This window comes from Myxococcaceae bacterium JPH2 (assembly GCA_016458225.1).
GTDB lineage: Bacteria > Myxococcota > Myxococcia > Myxococcales > Myxococcaceae > Citreicoccus.
The window spans coordinates 1-19,264 of the sequence record JAEMGR010000008.1; the positions used below are offsets into that span (position 1 = coordinate 1).

The window sequence follows — 19,264 nt, forward strand, 5'->3', positions numbered from 1 at the left end:
GACCTCCTCGGCGATGATGATGAGCGGCTTGCCCGCGCGCGCCACCTGCTCCAGCACCGGCAGCAGGTCCTTCATCGACGAGATCTTCTTCTCGTGGATGAGGATGAGGGCGTCGTTGAGGACCGCCTCCATGCGCTCCGGATCCGTCACGAAGTACGGGGACAGGTAGCCGCGGTCGAACTGCATGCCCTCGACCACGTCCAGGGTGGTCTCGAGGCCCTTGGCCTCCTCGACCGTGATGACGCCCTCCTTGCCGACCTTCTCCATCGCGTCCGCGATGATCTGGCCGATGGTGGAGTCACCGTTGGCGGAGATGGTGCCGACCTGGGCAATCTCCTTCTTGTCCTTGGTGGGCTTGGCCAGCGTCTTCAGCTCGGCCGTGATGGTCGCGACGGCCTTGTCGATGCCGCGCTTGATGTCCATCGGGTTGTGGCCCGCGGCGACCAGCTTCGCGCCCTCGCGGAAGATGGCCTGCGCCAGCACGGTGGCCGTGGTGGTGCCGTCACCCGCGACGTCAGACGTCTTGGAGGCAACCTCCTTGACCATCTGCGCGCCCATGTTCTCGAACTTGTTCTCCAGCTCGATCTCCTTCGCCACCGTCACGCCGTCCTTCGTGATGGTGGGGGAGCCAAAGCTCTTCTCGATGACGACGTTGCGGCCCTTGGGCCCCAGGGTCACCTTGACCGCGTCCGCGAGGATGTTCACGCCGCGGAGGATGGCCTCACGCGCGCGCACGTCGAAAATGATGTCCTTCGCCATGGTGGAATGAATCCTTGGAAAAGAGGTGGGAAGGCCGGACTACTTCTCGATCACGCCGAGCACATCCTCCTCGCGGAGGATGAGGTGCTCCTCGCCGTCCAGCTTGATCTCCGTCCCGGCGTACTTGCTGAAGAGAATGGTGTCGCCCGCCTTGATGTCGAGGGGACGAACCTTGCCGTCCTCCTGCACCTTGCCGTTACCGACGGCGATCACCTTGCCCTCGAGGGGCTTCTCCTTGGCGGTGTCCGGGATGAAGAGGCCGCCCTTGGTCTTGTTCTCCTCGGCGACGCGCTTGACGATGAGCCGATCCTGCAGGGGACGAATCTTCATGAGTTGCTCCTTGCTCCACGTGAAGGACGCCCGTTCCGGCAGGTGCCGGTCGGTGCGCCGGTGGGGGGTTGAAGAAGGGTCGTGACGACCCGCGGCATTAGCACTCGAACCACCCGAGTGCTAATGCCTGAGCGCGCGGGATAATAACCAGGGTCTTTGACCCGTCAAGCGACGACGGGGCACCGTTCCGTGCAGCGCTAAACACCTGACCTCGTTGCGCTTTTGGGCCCCGTGGGCCCGGTGCACCCGCGCGCTCCAACCCTCGCCGCACCCACCCGGAATTGGCACTCAGAGGTTGCGAGTGCCAGCGTAACCCATTGGAATCACTGGGGGTGTCTTTTGCGGTGCTCCAGGCCTGTTGCTAGCGTTGCGGGAGGCTTGGAGGTGTCGATGAGTGGACTGCTGGCTTCCTCTTCCCTGAAGGAATTCTTCAAGTCGTTGCTCGACGAGGTCCTGGCCCGGCAGCGGGTGGGGCTGACGGAGGGCGCGGAGTTCTACCTGGTCAACCTGCTGTCGGACTTCGCGGCCACGGACGCGCTGTTCAACCGGGACGCGGAGGGCCGCCGGGACCACGAGCCGCTCGCGCTGCTGTACCACCGGGCCCTCCAGCAGGAGCGTGAGGAGCGGATCCGCACGCTGCGGCGCCTGGGCGACGTGTCGCTCTACAAGGCCGGCTTCTTCTCGGGGGCGCTGCAGCACGGCCTGGTGGGGCCGGACTACTACATCCAGATGGGCGGCTCGGCGTATGGGCAGGTGGCGGCGCTGGCGCCCGCGTCGGGCTTCGCCGAGGTGTACCGGGAGCTGTGCGAGAAGTTCCGGGCCCTGGTGTCGCTGCTGGAGGAGATCGCCGCGCGCGGCATGGTGAGAGCGGGCCCCAGCGGCGCGCTGAAGGTCTACGAGTCCTGGGCCCGCACCGGCGACGACAAGCTGGAGCGGGTGCTGGTGGAGGCCGGGCTGGTCGCGCGCAAGGGCACCTTGCCCAACTGAGGGAGGCCCGATGATTGCCCGGCTTCAGGAGCACCTGGAGGCCATCTACGGCTTCACGTGCGAGGCGAGGGCCGAGGCCTTCGTGGTGGACACCGAGGCGGCGGTGCAACTGGGCGCCAGTGGCCAGGGCTCGGAGGAGCTGCTGGTGAGCGTGGACTCGGACGGGGAGGGGCTGGAGCTGGCCCTGTACCTGGCGCCCTCGCTGCTGGCCCGCCTCAAGCCCTACGAGGCGGGCCCGCTGGGGCACGTGCTGGACGCGGACCTGGACGGCTACTGCCAGGTGACCGAGGGCGTCAGCCACTTCCTCTACGTGGCCCACACGGCCCACTACGGCCGCACCGTGTCCTTGCTGGAGCTGGAGGCCCAGGCGGAGGTGGACAAGTTCGCGGTGTGCCTGCTGCACCGCTGGGGCGAGGGTGCCCAGGCCTGGGCCGCGGAGCTGCTAGGCCGGCTGTTCGACCAGGTGTCCTACCAGCCGCGCCTGTCCTCCCAGGAGCGCTGGCGGTACGAGGAGGCCAACCGGCTGTCCCGGCGCTTCTGCTCGCGGCTCATGGGGCACGTCATCGGGAGGCGGTTGGATCGGCTCCTGGGCGACCTGCGCTACGCCTATCGGTTGGGGGCGGAGGCCAAGCTGCGGCACTTCGCCCACGGTGGTTGATTGCCCCCGGGGCCGTTCGCTTCGGGTAGGGTGGGTCCATGCCGCGCGAGGCATCCGCAGGAGGTGTCGTCATCCGGGGAAGTGCCCCCACTTGGGAAGTGGCGGTCATCCGTCCGCACGGGCGCCAGCTTTGGGCCCTGCCCAAGGGCCACGTGGACCCCGGCGAGACGCCCGAGCAGACCGCGATGCGGGAGGTCCGGGAGGAGACGGGGCTCACCGTGGGGCTGCTCGCGCCCCTGGGGGAGATCCGCTACGTCTACCAGTTCCGGGGACAGCGCATCTTCAAGCGCGTCCACTTCTTCCTGTTCCGCTACGAGGAAGGGGAACTCGGGCCACTGCCCGGTCCGCGCGTGGAGGTGGATGAAGTGCGATGGGTGCCCATGGAGGGATTGGTGTCCTCGTTGGGCTACAAGGGCGAGAAGGCCGTGGCGGGGCGGGCGAGCCGCTGGATGCGCGCGCAGGGCCTGCTGCCCGAGGCTCCCCCGCCAACCGAGAGGGAGCCAGGGTAGGACACGCGGGGGTTAACCCTGCTTCTTCTCGTCGCCCGCGTACTTGCCGGACAGCGCCTCGCGCACGTCCCGGTCGAACTTCACGCGGCCCGTGGCCACCTCGCGCAGGGCGAGGACGGGGGGCTTGTTCTTGGAGGTGTCGCTGATGGGGCGGGCGCCGGCCATGAGCTGACGGGCGCGCTTGGCACCCAAGAGGACCAGCGCGAACCGGTTGTCCACGAGGGGGAGGCAGTCTTCAACTGTGACGCGGGCCATGGAACATCCTTCTCTGGCGAAAAGCGGCTGAAAACGCTGAAACCTAAAGAGGGCCCCCCGACGAGTCAAGGAAGGACGTGGCGCCCGAGCCACCCGGCGGACAGGCGCCCTGTTTCCGCCCCGCGAACGCCGCGCCGACGATGTCGCGCGCCTCCTGGACGATGGCGTCCAGGTGGCCCTGGTCCCGGAAGCTCTCCGCGTAGATTTTGTACACGTCCTCGGTGCCCGAGGGGCGCGCGGCGAACCAGCCGTTCTGGGACGTCACCTTGAGGCCGCCGATGTCCGCGTTGTTGCCCGGCGCGCGCGTGAGCCGCTGGAGGATGGGCTCTCCGGCGAGCGTGGTGGCCTTCACCGCGTCCGGCGACAGCTTCTTGAGCGCGGCCTTCTGCGCGGGCGTCGCGGGTTGATCGATGCGCGTGTAGAGCGGCGCGCCGAAGCGCGAGGCCAGGGCCTGGTAGTGCTCGCCGGGGTCCTTGCCCGTGCGCGCCAGAATCTCCGCCGCGAGCAGGTCCAGGATGATGCCGTCCTTGTCCGTGGTCCACACCGTGCCGTCGCGCCGCAGGAACGACGCGCCCGCGCTCTCCTCGCCTCCGAAGCCCAGCGACCCATCCAGGAGGCCGGGCACGAACCACTTGAAGCCCACGGGCACCTCGAGGACGCGGCGGCCCAGGTCCTTCGCCACCCGGTCGATGAGGCTGCTGCTGACGAGCGTCTTGCCCACCGCGGCCTCGGCGCTCCAGCCGGGCCGATGTCCAAACAGATAGGAGATGGCCACCGCGAGGTAGTGATTGGGGTTCATCAGCCCCTGGCTGCGCGTGACGATGCCGTGCCGATCCGAGTCCGCGTCGTTGCCGAAGGACAGCGCGTACTGGTCCTTCAGCCGCACCAGGTTCGTCATCGCGTAGGGCGATGAGCAGTCCATGCGGATCTTCCCGTCATGGTCCAACGGCATGAAGCGGAACGTCGGATCCAACACCGGGTTCACCACGGTGAGGTCCAAGCCGTAGCGCGCGGCGATGGGCGCCCAGTAGTGCAGGTTGGATCCGCCGAGCGGATCCGCGCCCAATCGCAGCTTCGCGCCGCGGATGACCTCCATGTCCACCACGTGGCCCAGGTCCTCGACGTAGGGCGTGATGAAGTCGTGCACCTTCACCGTCGGGGCGCCGCGGGCCCTCTCGTACGTCACGCGCTGGACGCCCGCGTTGCCTTGCGCGAGCAGCTCGTTGGCGCGGCGCTCGACGATGGACGTGACGTTCGTGTCCGCCGGGCCACCGTTGGGCGGGTTGTACTTGATGCCACCGTCCTCGGGCGGGTTGTGGGACGGCGTGATGACGATGCCGTCCGCGAGTCCCGTCGCGCGGCCTCGGTTGTACGTGAGGATGGCGTGCGAGATGACGGGCGTGGGCGTCGCGCCATCCGAGAAGCGCACCTGCACGCCGTGCGCGGCGAGCACCTCCAGCGCCGTGCGCTGCGCGGGCTCCGAGAGCGCATGCGTGTCCATGCCGAGGTAGAGCGGCCCGTCGTAGCCCTGCTGCTGGCGGTACTCGCACAGCGCCTGCGTCACCGCGAGGATGTGGGCTTCGTTGAAGCTGCGGCGCGCAGCCGAGCCTCGGTGGCCCGACGTGCCGAACGCCACGCGGTGCTCCGGCTCGTTCGGATCCGGCCGCTCGGAGAAGTACTGCGCGCGCAGCTTCTCCGGATCGATGAGGAACTCCGCGGGAGGGGGCTTGCCAGCGAGTGGATGGGCCATGGGCCCCGACATTAAGCGGGCCGCGTGCGGGATGGAGCCCCCCTCGTGTGGCGCTGTCGTCCGCTGATCAGGCGCGGAGGTTTCCTAGCGCGCCAGCGCCGGGGTGGGTGCGTCCGGAGCGGGGGGCGGGTCATCCTCGACGGGCATGGCCGCGTCCTCGGGGAGGATCCGCAGCAGGATGATCGCGGGCACCGCCGCGACCATGGTGAACGAGAAGAACAGGGGCCAGCCCATCCACGTGGCCAGGTACCCAGACACCGAGCCGATGAGGCGATTGGCCACCGTGCCCAGCGCGGACAGCAGCGCGTACTGCGTCGCGCTGAAGCGCTTGTGACACAGCGACATCGTGAAGGCCGCGAAGGCTGTCACGCCCAGGCCCGTGCAGAGGTTGTCCACGGTGATGGCGGTGGCGAGCATGTAGTCGTTCTTGCCCACCAGCGACAGCGCCACGAAGCCCAGGTTGGTGAGGCCCTGGCCGATGCCGAAAATGTAGAGCGCGCGGCGCATGCTCAGCTTCACCATCACCACGCCACCGAGCAGCCCCCCGACGATGGTGGCCACCATGCCCAGGCCCTTGCTCAGCGCGCCAATCTCCGTGTTGGTGAAGCCGAGGTCGATATAGAACGGCGTCACCATGCTGGCGGCGATGGCGTCTCCGAGCTTGTAGAGCACCAGGAACACCAGCACCGCGCCGGCGTAGCGCCGCCGGAAGAAGTCCTCCAGGGGATGGATCACCGCGTCCAGCAAGTTGCGCGGCGGACGCACCTGGGTGGGCTCCGGCGCCAGCAGCGTGGCCACGATGCCCACGCTCATGAGCAGGCCCATGCGGAAGTACGTCTGGGGCCAGCCGATGCGGTCCGACAGCATCAGCGCTCCAGCCCCCGCTACCAGCATGCCCAGGCGGTAACCCGTGACGTACGTCGAGTTCCCCAGGCCGCGCTCCTCCACGGTGAGGATGTCCGTGCGCCACGCATCCGCCACGATGTCGTAGCTGGCGGACAGGAACGTCACCGTGAGCGCCGTGAGCGCCATGGTGAAGGGCGAGTCCTTGGGATTCACCAGGCCCATGCCGGCGATGGCTCCCATGAGGAGCACCTGTGTCAGCAACATCCAGCCGCGCCGCCGCCCCAGGAAGGGCAGCGTGTAGCGGTCCATCAGCGGGGCCCAGAGCACCTTGATGGTGTAGGGCATGGCCACGAGGCTGAAGACGCCGATGGTCTTCAGGTTCACGCCCTCGTTCTTCATCCACGCGGACAGCGTCACCCCGGTGAGCCACAGCGGAAGCCCCGACGCGAAGCCGACGGCCAGCAGCAGCCAGATGCGCGGGCTTCTCAGGACGGAGAGGAAGGACGGGGTGGGCATGGGTGCCGAGAGCATAGAGATTTCACTCGACCCGTCACGTTCCCCCTTCGCGAATGTTCGACTGCTCGCTCCCTGGGCTACGGGTTGAGTTCGGAGAAGTCCGGGCAGCTCTTGGGGTCCCCCTCGGGGGGATTGAACCAGTCCCAGTTGCGATGGATGAAGGTGGTGTGGGCGCCGATGTCCCAGCACTCGGTGTACTTCGCCCCCTTCGCGTCCCCCTCCACGATGTCCACGCTCACCATGCCCCGTCCGTCCGGGGCCCAGCGACTGGTGAGATCCAACGTCTCCCGCAGCCCTCCGGGCACGAGGTCCGTGTCCACCAGCCGGAACACCATCTCTCCCGGCCCGTTGGGCACGGACCGATAGGCGTAGCGCGTCCCGGGCTGCGTGCGCCCCACGGCCGTGAAGGCCAGCTCCACGCGCGTGGGCAGGGCCTTCGTCTGGTAGCCGATATCCAGGCGATCGAGCAGGGCCATGTCCCGCAACAGGAACCCGTGCGCCCGGGCCTCCTTGAGGTCCAGTGACACCGAGCCCTCGCCCTTGCGGATGCCGCCATTCGCCTGGAAGCGGCCGGGCAGGAAGGTCCACCACTGGTCGTCCCCCGCGCCCGAGGGGCGGTACTGCAAGGCATAGGTGAACGCGTCTCCCTCGCGCTCCATCACGAAGCGCACGTCGTTGCCTCGGCGGTCCTTGTCCGCGAAGGGGCCCCAGACGCGCCGGTGCGCCTCGCGCAGCGTGGGCTGCCGCGAGCGGATGGCCTCCAGCAGCGTGAGCAGCGCGTCCACGCTCTGGTTGAACTGCGTGCCTTGCTTGAACGTGTCTCCCGCCAGCTCGGAGAGGTCGCCCAGGAGCTGGAGGCCCAGCGCGTCCTTGCGGGTCTCGATGCCGTTGCCGGTGACCGCCTTGCTCGAGGGGAGGCGGGCGGCGAGGTCCTCGCGCTGGGGCAGGGCGTTGAGGAACTCCAGGTCGTCGTTGGAGAAGTCTCCTCCGCACGCGGAGGCGAAGAGACAGAGCAGGGCAGGGGCCAGGGTTCTCATCGCGTGTGCCCTCATGGCTGATACGTCACCAGCGCGGCCATCTCCCAATAGCCCAGCGCGCGCTGCGCATCGACGTTGTACTGAAGGTAGTGGGCTCGGCCGCGCGTCGTGATGTTCAGTCGCGGCGTGAGCTGCCATCTCACTCCGGCGACGAGTCCCGGAGAGAGCATGTTGAAGTGTTGATCCGGCATCGCCGCGTCGCTGAAGTCTCGGCGCATCATGAGGTACGCGAGCCGTCCTCCCACGAAGGGCACCACGCGCTCCCAGGGCCACTCTGTGACGAGGCTCGTCCCCAGGTTGATCATGCTGTAGCGATACGGCGGGCCGGACAGCGTGGGCAGCGTGAGCACCGCCTGCTTTCCACCGAGCGCCACGTCCACGCCCCAGACCCAGTCGCGGCGGAAGTAGTCATGCAGCTCCGCCTCGAAGCCCACGAGCGGCACGGAGAGGAACAGCGACTGTCGCGTGGTGGAATCGAAGAAGGACTGGTAGCCGCCCGTGAGGCCCAGCGACCACCACGCGCCTCGCAGCGTCATCACACCCTTCACGGGGTCGTCGGAGAAGGGCGCATCCCGCAGCCGCGTCTCTTCCAACACGGTGGTTCGTCCGCGCCGCACCTCCACCTCGCCGATGCGCAGCCGGTCCGTAAGCCGACGCTTCACGCGGTACGTGCCCGGAGCCAGTGCCACGCGCCGCTCCTGGTCTTGCGTCTTCTCCAGCTCGGCGACCACCAGTCCGCCCGGGGTGACGAAGTAGTACTGGCCCGCGGGCGCGAGGCCGGGAACGAGCAGCCCCTCGGCGTTGGCTCGGAGGTCCGTGAGCACCAGGTCTCCGTTGCCCGCGAGGTCGTAGCTGAAGGTCGGATGCTGCGGCCCCGCGCTGCTGTCGGCGGTGTCCGCCACCGTGCGCGCGTACGCGTGGGAGTACGCCTCGAACAGGGTGACCTGTCCGTCGCCGCTGCGGTCCGCGTCGCCCAGGAGGCCGCTGGCCAGGTGGTGCGAGAAGTAGCTGCCGCCCAGCGCGTCCGACTCTTGCGAGTCCTCATCCGCCGCGCTCGACGTGAGGATGACCACGCCGCGCGCCTCTCGCGCCACGCCCGAGTCGATGTCGAACGCGGGCGCCTTGCGAGCGCCCTTCGTGCGAGTCAGCGCACCGGAACGGCACGAGTCCAGGATGGCGATGCGGATGTCCGTGGTCGCCTCCGCCAGTCGCCGCTTGAGTGCGTCAAAAGGCAGGCCGGTGTTCCCCAGCCGGAGCGCGCCATCCTTCGCGTGGCCCGAGTAGTAGACGAGCAGCGCCGTGCGCTCACCCCGAGCCTTCGCCGCGCGAGCCCGCGCCTCCAACTCGCTCAGCGCGGCCAGGAAGTCCGGCGTGCCCGAGTCCAGCAACAGGCGCATGTCGTCATCCGCCACGCCGCCCAGGCGCTCCAGCAGGTCATGCATCTTGCGCGCGTCATCGCGCGCGTAGCGCAGGGGGCGCGTGCCCTCGCCGCCCTCGTCATTGCCGGCCACCAGGGCGAAGCGGTGCACGGACTCCGCGCCCGCGACGGTGGCCCAGAGCGTGCTCAGCAGCGCGAGCGCGCGCCCCACTTGGGTGACGGCGCTCATGGCTTGAGCAAGGTCCACTGGGTCTGTTCTCCCGGCACGTCCAGCGCGGGCATGAGGTCCAGGTCGCGTCCCGAGACAGCATAGGCCCGGCGCGCCGCGTCTCGCAGGGCATCCATGTCGAGCGGCGCATCGGTCAGCAGCACCACCACGCGCTCCGCGCCCGTCCCGGTGAACTCCAGGCTGCCGGGCAGCCAGTGCATCCCTTCACCGGGCTCCACGGGCAGGCTCTCTCCGGTGTCCGGGTAGAGCGCCGTCACTTCGCCCGCCGCGTCGATGGACAGCGCCGCGACAAAGCGATGCGTGTCCGCCGTGTAGCCCAGCCGCACGCGCTCACCGGGGCGCAGCGCTTCGCGGAGGTTCGCGTCCACCACGCGCTGGGGCGCATCACCCCCGCCGATGCGCAGCTCCGCCACCGCGCCACCCTTGAGGCGATTGCTGGAAGACTCCGTGTTCATCAGCGGCCGGACCAGCACGACGAGCAGCACCGAGGCCGCGAGCGAGACGAGCGGCGCCACCCAGCGAGGACGCGCCTTCGCGCGGGTCCGGTCCTCGGTGCGATGGCGCTCCAGGGCTTGCTCGATGCCGGCCTCGAAGCGCTCGAAGGGCACCTGGGCTTCGAACTGGGATTGCACCTGCGCGAAGCGCCGCAGGACCTCCGCGCACGGGGCGCAGCCTGCCGCGTGGGACCGGGCTCGGGCGGCGTCGGAGGCGGGCAGCTCCCCGGCGTGCAGGCGGCGCAGTGTCCACTCTGACTCGTGCGCGCTCATCGAACCGTCAACTCCTCTCCGCCCAGCGTGGCGAAGTGCTCCAACCGTTTGCGCACCGTGGGGACCGAGCGCCCCAACAGCGCCGCCACCTCTTCGAGTGTCATGCCATCCACGTGATAGTGGATCGCGGCGGCTTGGGTCTCCGCGTCCACTCGCGCCAGCAGCCTCCGCACCAACACCCGCGTCTCCATCGCCTCGGGGCCACCATGTCCCTCGGGCCGGGCCGCGGCGTCGCGCTCGAACCACCGTCGCCACGCGGCGCCCTCGGAGCGCAACTGATTGAGACAGTGGTGCGTGGCGATCTTCATCAGCCACGTCAGCGGTGAGGCCTCGGCCCGGAAGGACTCACCATGGGACAGGGCGCGGGCGAAGACGTCCTGCATCGCGTCCTCGGCCTTGGTCGCGTCCTTGAGCAAGTAGCGGCAGCGCTCCTGCACGCTGCCGCCGTACTTCGAATACAGCTCGCGCAGGAAGGCGCGCCGATCCTGGGAGGCACCCCCTTCGATGACCCGGAGGATCGGCTGGCTCGTTCCTGTCACGCGCCCGTCAGCCTACCGCGACTGGCCTCACGGTGAGGAGTAGACCGGCGAGGTGAACGCGCCGCAGTCCGCCGCCTCGGTGCCGTAGCGCGCGGCCAGCTCCAGGCTGAAGCGGAAGTAGGTGCTCTTGAAGTCGGTGTTCCAGCACTCGCTCACCGTGGCCTGACCGGAGAGGTCACCGCCCGACAGCTTGATGTCCGTGCGGCCGTTGCCCAGGTTCGCCCAGCGGCTCTTGATGGCGAGCTGCTCCAGCTTCGTGCGCGTCGGGTCGATGTCGATGTTCTTGTTGAGCACGTAGTCGAACTCCCCGCCCGCGCCCGGCGTGGCCTTGTAGTGGTAGTCCGCGTCCACGCGCACGTCCTGGGCATCGTTGTCACGCACCTTGCGGAAGTGCGCATCCACCGTGGTGCCCGACGTGTCGCTCAGCCGCGCGTAGTCGATCTCCGCCGTGCCCAGGTCCTTCTGGTTGCCATTGGGCAGCGTGCGCGCCACATCCCAGTCGATGAGGATGCTGCCAGAGCCATAGCCGCGCGCGCGGTGGCCGGTCGCGTCCAGCACCACCGTCTGCGAGCCGGAGAGGACGACCTTGTAGGCGGTGTCCGCGTCGCTCTTGGCCTTGCCCTCCAGCACCCACGAGTACGTCAGGTCGCCCGTCTTGGTGACGGTGAGCTTGTACGTGGTGGGGCTCAGCGCTCCGGTGAAGGGGCCCCAGATGGCCTGGGTGTCACTCATCGACGAGGGCACGTGCTGGGTGATGTCGGAGATGAGGTCGAGCACCCAGCGCGTCCCGCCGTTGACCGTGGCGGTCGCGGCGATGGTGAGCTGGTAGTACTCCGCGGTCTGTCCCGCGGCGGAGGCGGAGTCGAGTCCCTGGCCCGTCGAGCCGGGCGACTTCACTTCGACCATCTCCTTGGCGGGGAGGCCGTCCTTGAACGACTCCTCGTCGTTCTTCGGCGTGGAATCACAACCCGCGAACAGCAGGGCGGCACACAGCAGGCTCTTGCGCAGCATGGTTTCGGCGTCCTCTCGCCGGCCCCCGGCGGGCCGTGCATGACGAGTTCGCCCCAATGGACACAGCGGTCGCGGAAAACAGAAAGCGGCTCATTTTCCTCGGTCGCCGCGCCCTGAAAACAAGGGGTTGGGGGCCGCTCGTCTGCCCACCGGCCGCCCTCGCCCGCTCGCCCGACCGCCGGACCGAGTCATCCCTACCTTTCCGCCATGGAAAAACGACACCCAAACCACCCGGGGGAGATGGGGACGGATGCCGCGCTGGCCGAGCAGGCCCGGACTCCCGACGAAATCAACGCCCGGGCCGAGGCGGTCGGGCTCCTGCTCGATGCCGGGGTGCCGTTCGTGGTGGGCGGCGCGTATGCCTATGCCACGTATACCGGCATCTACCGGGACACGAAGGACCTGGACCTCTTCCCGCGCAAGGCGGATGCGGTGCGCGCCCTGTCCATCCTGGAAAACGACGGCTGGCGCACCGAGCGCACCGACGAGGTCTGGCTCTACAAGGCCTTCAAGGGCGAGTACTTCGTCGACTTCATCTTCTCCTCCGGCAACGGCGTGGCCAAGGTGGACGACGCGTGGTTCACGCACGCGCGCGTGGCCCGCGTCTTCGGACATGACTGTCTGGTGGCGCCCGCCGAGGAGATGATCTGGTCCAAGGCCTTCGTCAACGAGCGCGAGCGCTATGACGGCGCGGACGTCAACCACCTGCTCCTCAAGGCGGGACCGACGCTGGACTGGGAGCGGCTGTTACGGCGCTTCGACCGGTACTGGGAGGTGCTGCTCAGCCACCTCATGATGTTCCGGTTCGCGTACCCCTCCGAGCGCGACATCATTCCGGACTGGGTGATGGCGGAGTTGGTGGGGCGCACGCTCCAGTCCATCCGAGACGGAGGCTGGGACGACAAGCTGTGCCGAGGCAACCTCGTGTCGCGGGTGAACTACCACGTGGACATCCACCACTGGGGCTTCCGCGACGGCCGAGCCTGGGACGAGAACGAACGAGAACTGGGGGACGAGCGTGGCGCGAGACCCGAACTCGAGAATTCGGCTGGCGGCGGTCGGTGACCTGCACTGTCGTGAAGACCACCACGGGCGCTTCCGGTTGTTCGTCAAGCAGGTGAACGCCTCCGCGGATCTCCTCCTGCTGTGCGGCGACCTCACGGACCGAGGGATGCTCGAAGAGGGTCGCGTGCTCGCCGAGGAGCTGTCCGCGCTGCGCGTCCCCTGCGCCGCGGTGCTCGGCAATCACGACTATGAGCACGGCCAGGTGAAGGACATCTGCGCCGAGCTGGCCAAGGTGGGTGTGCACATCCTGGACGGCGACCACTTCATCTTCGAGAAGGTGCTGGGCGTCGCGGGGGTGAAGGGGTTCGCGGGAGGGTTTGGCAACGCGACGCTGCAAGCCTTTGGCGAGGCGCAGACGAAGGCCTTCGTGCAGGAGGCCGTGTCCGAGTCGCTCAAGCTGGAGGCGGCCCTGAGTCACCTCGACACGCCCCAGCGCGTGGTCATCATGCACTACGCCCCCATCCCCGAGACGCTGGAGGGCGAGAACGTGGAGATCCGTCCCTTCCTCGGCACCAGCCGCTTGTCGATGCCTATCGACCATTACGGCGCGGCGTATGTCTTCCACGGCCACGCGCATCACGGCTCACGCGAGGGCCGCACCAAGAGCGGCATCCCCGTCTACAACGTGGCCATGCCGCTGTTGGCCAAGTACACCCCGGAGCAGCGCTTCGTGTTGCTGGAGGTCTGAGCGGGACGCGTGCTCAGGGCTCGGCGGCATCCGCTGGTGCTTTGACCTCGGGCGTCGCGGGGGCTCGCACGTCGTCGGGGCGCCACGGCAGTTCGTCCACCGCCAGCGCGGGGATCTCCAGCACGTCCGGCCCGGAGCCGCGCACATAGAGGGACTCGGCTTGATGGGGGACAGCGTTCCCGACCGTGAGCCGAGCCAGCTCGTGTCCCGCCGCGTCCTGGAGCGAGATGCCGCGCGCGGTGTCTCGCAAACCATACGCCTGCCAGGACTTCTTCTGGAGTGCCTGGGATGACGTGGCTCGGAGCGCGCCCAGTCGCCCGAGGATGGAGAGGACCCGGAAGTGCTGGACGGGCTGCGGGGTCGCGCCCTCCAGCGTCCAACCCTCGCGAGCCTCGGAGGCGCGCACGAGGGCGAACGCCGGTGCGCCATCGCCTGGCGTGATGCTCACGCGTCGCACGTCCTCACGCCGGAACACGAGCACATGTCTGTCTTTCAGTTCCGTGGGGTCGAGGTCGAGCAGCGCTTGGGCCTGGTCCGGGACTTCGGCGAGCACCGCGCGCGAGCCTTCCTCCCGGAGCGCGGCCGTGCGGGAGTCGCTCGCAGCGCTCGAATGGCTCAAGCGGATCCGCACCGGCTCGCCCGTGAGCGGCACGAACCGCGCGTCCACCTCGGGCTTCTCCAAGCCCAGCGTGCGACGGGCCTCCACGCTGTCGTCGGGGAAGGCGAGCGCGGTCTGCCCCACGAGCGCGGAGAGGAGCTTCGCCACGCGAGTCGTCTCCACGCGAGCGGCCACGGGCTTCACCAACATCCAGGCCGACCCGTCCGCCGCGCGCTCCAGGACATACGCACGCGAGCGCGTCGTGACGGTGATGGTGCTGAGCCGTGGCTCCGCGAGCGGCCCCAGGACGTCCTTGCTGCGCAGCGCATAGGTGCTCTGGTCGAGCGCCACCCGCGTGGTCCCATCGGCCGAGTACACCGTGGGGTCTCCGTCCCGCCGCAGATACACCGAGGCGTCGAACGGATTCTCATTTCCGCCGGCCAGCTTCACGGTGCGCGCATGCGTGGGCTCATGGGCCTCGAAGCCCTGGGCCTCGACCTCGAAGACGGGGGGCGCAAGGCCGTACTGGCGCAGGTCCGCCGCGGAGGGGTTCTCCGTGACGGTCGCCTTGGGCTTCGCGGTCGCGAGCTGTCGAAGCAGCGCCTCCACCGTGGACGCATCCGCCGGAGCCTCCACGGGCGCGGTGAGGCGCCAGCCCGTGGTGTCCTTCACCAGCTCCGTGGTCGCGCCGTGCGCCTTCACCGTGAGCCGCGTGAACGAGAGGGCGGGAGGGCTCGGCGCAGGAGCGGTTTCGTCGGAGGCTGGCGCGGAGGCGAACGCGGCCGGTGTCGGTTTCGCTCGCGACGTGTCTGAACCTGGCTTGCAGCCGGTGAGCCCCAGCCCCGCGAGGACGAGCGCGAGCCCCCGTCTCATGCGTGCTCCCGTCGCGCGAGCCAGACCGCGAGGCCCAGTCCCAGCAGGGACAAGGGCAGGAGATCCATGGCCACAAGGCGCACGCCCTCGATGACGCCGGGGCTCAGCTTCAGCGTGGAGACGGCTCGGTCCGGAGGGCGAAGGGTGATCTTCTCGACCTGCGTGCTCGCCCACGCCAGCGAGTTCATCACGAGGTTCCGGTTGGGCTCATGTCCCCAGTTCGGATCCAGGATGAGTTCCGAGTCCCCCACCACCACGAGGCGCGCCTCATCGCTGCGCTTCGCGTTCGCGTCCCGCGTGGGACGCGTGCTGGCCGCCACGAGCGTGAGCTGACCTGTCTTCTCGCCATCGGTGGGCGTGGCGTCCTCGGCGGGGTGGGTCTCCACCCATGCATAGGGAGAGGTGAGCACCACGGGTTCTACGTGCACTCCGGGCAGCGTGCCCGTGCGGAGCAGCGAGAAGCTGCGCGCGGTGACCATCTCGACGTTCAGCGCGCGCGCCTGAAGCGGCTTGCCGATGGCGTGCTCGCTGTAGAACTTGGACACGACGACGTAGGGATTGCCGGCGTTGAACTGCGTGTCCGCCACGATGCCCTCGTCGAGCGCCACGCCATGATCCGAGAGGAGCGAGTCGAGCCCGTCGGACACGGTCGCCTCGGCGAAGTAGAGCATGCGTCCGCCCTCGGCGAGGTACGCCTGGAGCACGTCAATCTCCGGCGCGGTGTAGCGCGTCTTCGCGCCCGCGATGATGACGAGCGCGGCGTCTCGCGGGACCTGCTTCTGCCCGGCGAGGTTGAGGGACTCGGCGGTGTAGCCCTCCGCCGCGAGCTGATGCCCCAACTCCGCCAGTCCATCGCCCGGACCGTCAGCTCGCGCCGAGGGCTGTCGCTCCAGCGGCCACTCGGCATGGCCCGTGAGGAAGTACGCCTTGCGCGTGCCCACCGCGCTCAACTGGATGAGTGCGTTGGTCAGCTCCTGCTCGGAGACACCATGGAGCGCGAGCCGTGATTCCTTCGCGCCCTCGCCGCGCACCAGCATCACCGTCGTCTGTCCTGTCTTGAGCTGGAAGCGCGCGGCGAACTCGGGGTTGCGGCTCGGGTCCTTGAACGTGAAGTCGAAGCGCTCCGGCGCCTCCTCGTGGTAGCGCCGGAACAACGCCTCCAGCGCGTCGTAGGACGCATCATTCGGCGGGAGCAGCCCGATGGCGGTCACCTTGTCCGGGAGCGCCGCGAGCGCCGTGTGCGTCTGGGGCGCGAGGGTGAACAGGCGATCGCGCGTCAGGTCCCAGCGCGGCCCATGGCGGAACGCCAGCACGTTGAGCGCCACCAGCGCGACGAGCGCGGCCGTGACCGCCAGCACGCTGCGCACCGCGAACGCGCCCCAGCGCACGGTGGTGAGCTGCGTGAAGAGCGAGCGGTGGAGGGCATACGCGATGCCCAGGAACAGCAGGCCGACGCCGTCCTTGCACGCGGCGGCGAGCACGCTCCCCGAGCCGAGGAGCAGCGGGAGGGGACTGGTCAGCACGAGCAGCAGTCCGAACGCACCCAGGAATCTTCCGATGGAGGGCAGTCTCATGAGTCCCTTCGAGGCCAGAGGCCCGTCACATCCACCGCTGCGCTTCCACCGCGCGGTGGGTGAGCAGCAGCGAGAACACGATGACCGAGGCGAAGAACACCAGGGCCCGCACATCCACCACGCCCTGGAGCAAGCCCTCCAATTGCGTGTCGAAGGACAGGTAGCTCACCCACGAGCGCAGCGGCTCCTCGAAGGTGCGCGTCAGTCCACGCAGCAGCATCCACGGCAGCAGCACCGCGAAGGTGAGGAAGGCCGCCACCATCTGGCTCTCCGTCAGCGCGGACAGGACCATGCCCACCGCCATGCACGTCGCGCCCCAGAGCAGCAGGCCGCCGTAGCCCAGCAGCACGGTGGTCCACTCCAGCGCCTGTCCCTCCTCGCCGTGGTTGAAGGCCGTGAGCAGCAGCGGGAAGGCGAGCGTGAGGCCCAGCGTGGCGCCCATCACGCCCAGCCCGCCCAGGTACTTGCCCAGCACGATGTCGAGCGGACGCACGGGCGCGGTCATCAGCAGCTCGAACGTCTTGTTGCGCTTCTCCTCCGCGAACAAGCGCATGGAGAGGAAGGGCGCCACGAACAGCGTGATGATGAGGACTGCGCCCCAGAGCTGCACCACCACGCCGTCCGTGAGGTTGCGGTAGACGACCGAGTCCGGTGGGAGCCGTTCCCAGCCTTGCTCTCGGGCCAGGTCCTGCACCTGCTGGAAGGTTTCGAGCAGGCCCACGAAGAAGAACGACGAGAGGGCCGCCATCGCCGCCAGCACGACGTAGACCCACGGGGTGGTGAAGGAGATGGTCAGTTCCTTGCGAGCAATCGCCAGAGCGGTGCGCATGCGCGAGGTCCTTGTCGAGAAGAGGGAGGGCGCCCGCGTCAGGCGGCGGTCAGCTTGATGAAGACTTCTTCCAGCGACGTGTGCGCGGCGTGTCCATGCGCGGCGGCCAGCGAGCGGAGGTCGTCATAGGCGACCTTCTTCCCCTGATTGAGGATGAGCACCTTCTCGCAGGTCATCGTCACCTCCGGGAGGATGTGCGTGGAGAGGATGACCGTGTGCCGGCCCGCGAGGCCCTTGATGAGCGCGCGCACCTCGGCGCGCTGAGCGGGATCCAAGCCCTCGGTGGGCTCGTCCAGGATGAGCACCGGCGGCGAGCCGAGCAGCGCCTGCGCGATGCCCACGCGCTGCTTGTAGCCCTTCGACAAGTGCTGGAGGACGCGCCCCAGGACGTGCTCCACACCAGTGAGCCCCGCCACGCGCTCGACCTCGGCCTGGAGCCCTCGGCCGGGCAAGCCCTTGAGCTGCCCGACGAACTTCAGGTAGCCGTGCACCGTCAGCTCTGGATACAGCGGCGGGGTCTCCGGCAGGTACCCGATGCGCCGCTTCACCTCCATCGGCTGCGCCACCACGTCGAACCCGCCCACCTTCACGCTGCCCTCCGATGGAGGCAGGAACCCGGTGAGAATCTTCATCGTCGTGGACTTGCCCGCGCCGTTGGGCCCGAGGAATCCAAGGATTTCTCCCTCTCGCACGGAGAAAGAGAGGTCTTCGATGGCCACTCGGTCGCGGTAGCGCCGGGTGAGCTGGCGTACCTCGATCATCGGTCCTTCGCTCATAAGATGGGACCTTACAATGGGCGGGGAGGCGTTGATGCCAATCGTGGTGCAGAAGTACGGCGGCTCTTCGGTCGCTGACGTGGAGAAGATTCGCAAGGTCGCGCGGCGCGTGAAGGAGAAGCGGGACGCCGGCTACCAGGTGGTGGTGGTGGTGAGCGCCATGGGCGACACCACGGACGAGCTGCTGTCTCTGGCCAAGCAGGTGTCGGCGGATCCCCCCCGGCGCGAGCTGGACATGCTGCTCACCTGTGGCGAGCGCATCTCCATGGCGGTGCTGTCCATGGCGCTCCAGGAGATGGGCGTCGAGGCCATCAGCTTCACCGGCAGCCAGAGCGGCATCATCACCACCGACGCGCATGCGCAGGCGCGCATCGTGGAGGTGCGGCCCTATCGCATCCAGGACGAACTGGAGCGCGGCAAGGTGGTCATCGTCGCCGGCTACCAGGGCGTGTCCTTCAAGAAGGAAGTGACGACGCTGGGGCGTGGCGGCTCGGACACCACGGCGGTGGCGTTGGCGGCGGCGCTCGACGCGGAGTCGTGCGAAATCTATTCGGACGTGGACGGCATCTTCAGCGCGGATCCGCGCGTGGTGCCGGACGCGCGCAAGCTGGAGTCCCTCGGCTACGACGAGATGCAGGAGCTGGCGAGCGCGGGCGCCAAGGTGCTCAACGCGCAGGCCGTCGAGTGGGCCAAGGCGCGCGGCATCACCATCCTGGCGCGCACCGCGCACGGCCAGGGCACGGGTACGGCGGTGCGCGAGCTGACGGTGCCGTCGGATCCGCGCGTGAAGGGCGTGACGTCCGAGGCCGAGATGATGGTGCTCTCCGTCGCCTCGAGCGTGCCGCTGGCGGAGCTGCTGGAGTTCCTCGACGCGCGCGGGGTGCGCGGCCGCTCGCTGGGGCATGACGGGCTGGACGGCGCGTCACGTACCTTCCTCGTGATTCCGTTGGCGGATGTGCACGGGCCGGAGGCGCTGCGGCGCGAGCTGGGCACGCGCTTCGGTGAGGGCGTGGCGTGGCGTGACGAACTCGGCACCGTCACCTGCGTGGGCGTGGGCCTCAACGCGGACTGGGCGCCGCTGCGGCGCTCGCTGGGCGCGGCGCAGGAGCTGGGGGCGCGCGTGTTCGCGTTGCACACGTCGCCGCTTCAGCTCACGTTGCTGGTGGAGAAGGCGCACCTGAAGCCGCTGACGGCGCGCCTGCATCGCGAGCTGCTCGGCGCGTGACGCGTCGGAAGTGTTGGAATTGATTCTCCGTCCCGAGCAGGAGGCTTTCTTTCTGTTCGGGCGAG

General features: G+C 68.7%; 20 protein-coding genes. 6 read left to right on the forward strand and 14 right to left on the reverse strand.

Annotation, left to right across the window (positions count from 1 at the left end):
• Together groEL and groES are read right to left on the reverse strand one after the other, a co-directional pair.
• The coding region (gene groEL / locus JGU66_15095) for a chaperonin GroEL (GenBank protein MBJ6762097.1) at positions 1-759 on the reverse strand (759 nt) is incomplete at its 3' end.
• A gap of 39 nt (positions 760-798) precedes the next feature.
• Positions 799-1,089: a co-chaperone GroES gene (gene groES, locus JGU66_15100; protein MBJ6762098.1), complete on the reverse strand. Its 291-nt coding sequence runs from the start codon at positions 1,087-1,089 to the stop codon at positions 799-801.
• A 390-nt stretch (positions 1,090-1,479) separates the two neighbouring features.
• Here groES and JGU66_15105 point away from each other — a divergent pair, with 390 nt between their 5' ends.
• Genes JGU66_15105 through JGU66_15115 form a run of 3 tightly spaced genes read left to right on the forward strand, consistent with a single transcriptional unit; the run spans position 1,480 to position 3,243 of the window.
• Positions 1,480-2,076: a hypothetical protein gene (locus tag JGU66_15105; GenBank protein ID MBJ6762099.1), complete on the forward strand. Its 597-nt coding sequence runs from the start codon at positions 1,480-1,482 to the stop codon at positions 2,074-2,076.
• A gap of 10 nt (positions 2,077-2,086) precedes the next feature.
• On the forward strand, positions 2,087-2,734 hold the full coding sequence (locus JGU66_15110) for a hypothetical protein (protein MBJ6762100.1): 648 nt from the start codon (positions 2,087-2,089) through the stop codon (positions 2,732-2,734).
• A gap of 38 nt (positions 2,735-2,772) precedes the next feature.
• Positions 2,773-3,243 (forward strand): NUDIX hydrolase, encoded by a 471-nt coding sequence (locus tag JGU66_15115; protein ID MBJ6762101.1) that lies wholly within the window; start codon positions 2,773-2,775, stop codon positions 3,241-3,243.
• A 12-nt stretch (positions 3,244-3,255) separates the two neighbouring features.
• Here JGU66_15115 and JGU66_15120 read toward each other — a convergent pair whose 3' ends face one another.
• From JGU66_15120 to JGU66_15155, 8 genes are all read right to left on the reverse strand, one after another.
• The gene (locus JGU66_15120) at positions 3,256-3,498 is read right to left on the reverse strand and encodes a DNA-directed RNA polymerase subunit omega (GenBank protein ID MBJ6762102.1); all 243 of its coding nucleotides are present in this window, start codon (positions 3,496-3,498) and stop codon (positions 3,256-3,258) included.
• Positions 3,499-3,541: 43 nt separating this feature from the next.
• Complete coding sequence (locus JGU66_15125) at positions 3,542-5,248, reverse strand: alpha-D-glucose phosphate-specific phosphoglucomutase (GenBank protein MBJ6762103.1); 1,707 nt, start codon at positions 5,246-5,248, stop codon at positions 3,542-3,544.
• An 84-nt stretch (positions 5,249-5,332) separates the two neighbouring features.
• Positions 5,333-6,610: an MFS transporter gene (locus JGU66_15130; GenBank protein ID MBJ6762104.1), complete on the reverse strand. Its 1,278-nt coding sequence runs from the start codon at positions 6,608-6,610 to the stop codon at positions 5,333-5,335.
• Positions 6,611-6,687: 77 nt separating this feature from the next.
• Positions 6,688-7,662 carry a hypothetical protein gene (locus JGU66_15135; protein ID MBJ6762105.1) on the reverse strand — a complete coding sequence of 325 codons (975 nt, stop codon included), beginning with the start codon at positions 7,660-7,662 and terminating at the stop codon, positions 6,688-6,690.
• On the reverse strand, positions 7,659-9,254 hold the full coding sequence (locus JGU66_15140) for a caspase family protein (GenBank protein MBJ6762106.1): 1,596 nt from the start codon (positions 9,252-9,254) through the stop codon (positions 7,659-7,661). Before JGU66_15140 ends, JGU66_15135 begins: the two co-directional genes overlap by 4 nt.
• The gene (locus JGU66_15145) at positions 9,251-10,021 is read right to left on the reverse strand and encodes a DUF4384 domain-containing protein (protein ID MBJ6762107.1); all 771 of its coding nucleotides are present in this window, start codon (positions 10,019-10,021) and stop codon (positions 9,251-9,253) included. The genes JGU66_15140 and JGU66_15145 overlap by 4 nt, the downstream gene beginning before the upstream one ends.
• Positions 10,018-10,560, reverse strand: coding sequence for an RNA polymerase sigma factor (locus tag JGU66_15150; protein ID MBJ6762108.1), 543 nt, complete (start codon positions 10,558-10,560; stop codon positions 10,018-10,020). The genes JGU66_15145 and JGU66_15150 overlap by 4 nt, the downstream gene beginning before the upstream one ends.
• 27 nt (positions 10,561-10,587) lie before the next feature.
• Positions 10,588-11,571 (reverse strand): hypothetical protein, encoded by a 984-nt coding sequence (locus JGU66_15155; protein MBJ6762109.1) that lies wholly within the window; start codon positions 11,569-11,571, stop codon positions 10,588-10,590.
• A gap of 240 nt (positions 11,572-11,811) precedes the next feature.
• On the opposite strand from JGU66_15155, the gene JGU66_15160 reads away from it, so the two are divergent.
• Positions 11,812-12,636, forward strand: coding sequence for a nucleotidyltransferase (locus JGU66_15160; GenBank protein MBJ6762110.1), 825 nt, complete (start codon positions 11,812-11,814; stop codon positions 12,634-12,636).
• Positions 12,620-13,324 carry a metallophosphoesterase gene (locus tag JGU66_15165; GenBank protein ID MBJ6762111.1) on the forward strand — a complete coding sequence of 235 codons (705 nt, stop codon included), beginning with the start codon at positions 12,620-12,622 and terminating at the stop codon, positions 13,322-13,324. The genes JGU66_15160 and JGU66_15165 overlap by 17 nt, the downstream gene beginning before the upstream one ends.
• A gap of 13 nt (positions 13,325-13,337) precedes the next feature.
• Here the strand turns inward: JGU66_15165 and JGU66_15170 are convergent, their stop codons facing one another.
• Genes JGU66_15170 through JGU66_15185 form a run of 4 tightly spaced genes read right to left on the reverse strand, consistent with a single transcriptional unit; the run spans position 13,338 to position 17,959 of the window.
• Positions 13,338-14,795 carry a DUF4340 domain-containing protein gene (locus JGU66_15170; GenBank protein MBJ6762112.1) on the reverse strand — a complete coding sequence of 486 codons (1,458 nt, stop codon included), beginning with the start codon at positions 14,793-14,795 and terminating at the stop codon, positions 13,338-13,340.
• Complete coding sequence (locus JGU66_15175; protein MBJ6762113.1) at positions 14,792-16,369, reverse strand: GldG family protein; 1,578 nt, start codon at positions 16,367-16,369, stop codon at positions 14,792-14,794. Before JGU66_15175 ends, JGU66_15170 begins: the two co-directional genes overlap by 4 nt.
• Positions 16,370-16,394: 25 nt before the next feature.
• Positions 16,395-17,198 carry an ABC transporter permease gene (locus JGU66_15180; protein MBJ6762114.1) on the reverse strand — a complete coding sequence of 268 codons (804 nt, stop codon included), beginning with the start codon at positions 17,196-17,198 and terminating at the stop codon, positions 16,395-16,397.
• 38 nt (positions 17,199-17,236) lie between these two features.
• The gene (locus JGU66_15185; protein MBJ6762115.1) at positions 17,237-17,959 is read right to left on the reverse strand and encodes an ABC transporter ATP-binding protein; all 723 of its coding nucleotides are present in this window, start codon (positions 17,957-17,959) and stop codon (positions 17,237-17,239) included.
• A gap of 49 nt (positions 17,960-18,008) precedes the next feature.
• On the opposite strand from JGU66_15185, the gene JGU66_15190 reads away from it, so the two are divergent.
• Complete coding sequence (locus JGU66_15190) at positions 18,009-19,199, forward strand: aspartate kinase (protein MBJ6762116.1); 1,191 nt, start codon at positions 18,009-18,011, stop codon at positions 19,197-19,199.
• Positions 19,200-19,264: the final 65 nt, after the last annotated feature.

Coding starts and splice junctions, on each gene's coding strand:
- groES (MBJ6762098.1), bottom strand. CDS start 1,089: ATGAAGATTCGTCCCCTGCAGGATCGGCTCATCGTCAAGCGCGTCGCC.
- JGU66_15105 (MBJ6762099.1), top strand. CDS start 1,480: ATGAGTGGACTGCTGGCTTCCTCTTCCCTGAAGGAATTCTTCAAGTCG.
- JGU66_15110 (MBJ6762100.1), top strand. CDS start 2,087: ATGATTGCCCGGCTTCAGGAGCACCTGGAGGCCATCTACGGCTTCACG.
- JGU66_15115 (MBJ6762101.1), top strand. CDS start 2,773: ATGCCGCGCGAGGCATCCGCAGGAGGTGTCGTCATCCGGGGAAGTGCC.
- JGU66_15120 (MBJ6762102.1), bottom strand. CDS start 3,498: ATGGCCCGCGTCACAGTTGAAGACTGCCTCCCCCTCGTGGACAACCGG.
- JGU66_15125 (MBJ6762103.1), bottom strand. CDS start 5,248: ATGGCCCATCCACTCGCTGGCAAGCCCCCTCCCGCGGAGTTCCTCATC.
- JGU66_15130 (MBJ6762104.1), bottom strand. CDS start 6,610: ATGCCCACCCCGTCCTTCCTCTCCGTCCTGAGAAGCCCGCGCATCTGG.
- JGU66_15135 (MBJ6762105.1), bottom strand. CDS start 7,662: ATGAGGGCACACGCGATGAGAACCCTGGCCCCTGCCCTGCTCTGTCTC.
- JGU66_15140 (MBJ6762106.1), bottom strand. CDS start 9,254: ATGAGCGCCGTCACCCAAGTGGGGCGCGCGCTCGCGCTGCTGAGCACG.
- JGU66_15145 (MBJ6762107.1), bottom strand. CDS start 10,021: ATGAGCGCGCACGAGTCAGAGTGGACACTGCGCCGCCTGCACGCCGGG.
- JGU66_15155 (MBJ6762109.1), bottom strand. CDS start 11,571: ATGCTGCGCAAGAGCCTGCTGTGTGCCGCCCTGCTGTTCGCGGGTTGT.
- JGU66_15160 (MBJ6762110.1), top strand. CDS start 11,812: ATGGGGACGGATGCCGCGCTGGCCGAGCAGGCCCGGACTCCCGACGAA.
- JGU66_15170 (MBJ6762112.1), bottom strand. CDS start 14,795: ATGAGACGGGGGCTCGCGCTCGTCCTCGCGGGGCTGGGGCTCACCGGC.
- JGU66_15175 (MBJ6762113.1), bottom strand. CDS start 16,369: ATGAGACTGCCCTCCATCGGAAGATTCCTGGGTGCGTTCGGACTGCTG.
- JGU66_15180 (MBJ6762114.1), bottom strand. CDS start 17,198: ATGCGCACCGCTCTGGCGATTGCTCGCAAGGAACTGACCATCTCCTTC.
- JGU66_15185 (MBJ6762115.1), bottom strand. CDS start 17,959: ATGATCGAGGTACGCCAGCTCACCCGGCGCTACCGCGACCGAGTGGCC.
- JGU66_15190 (MBJ6762116.1), top strand. CDS start 18,009: ATGCCAATCGTGGTGCAGAAGTACGGCGGCTCTTCGGTCGCTGACGTG.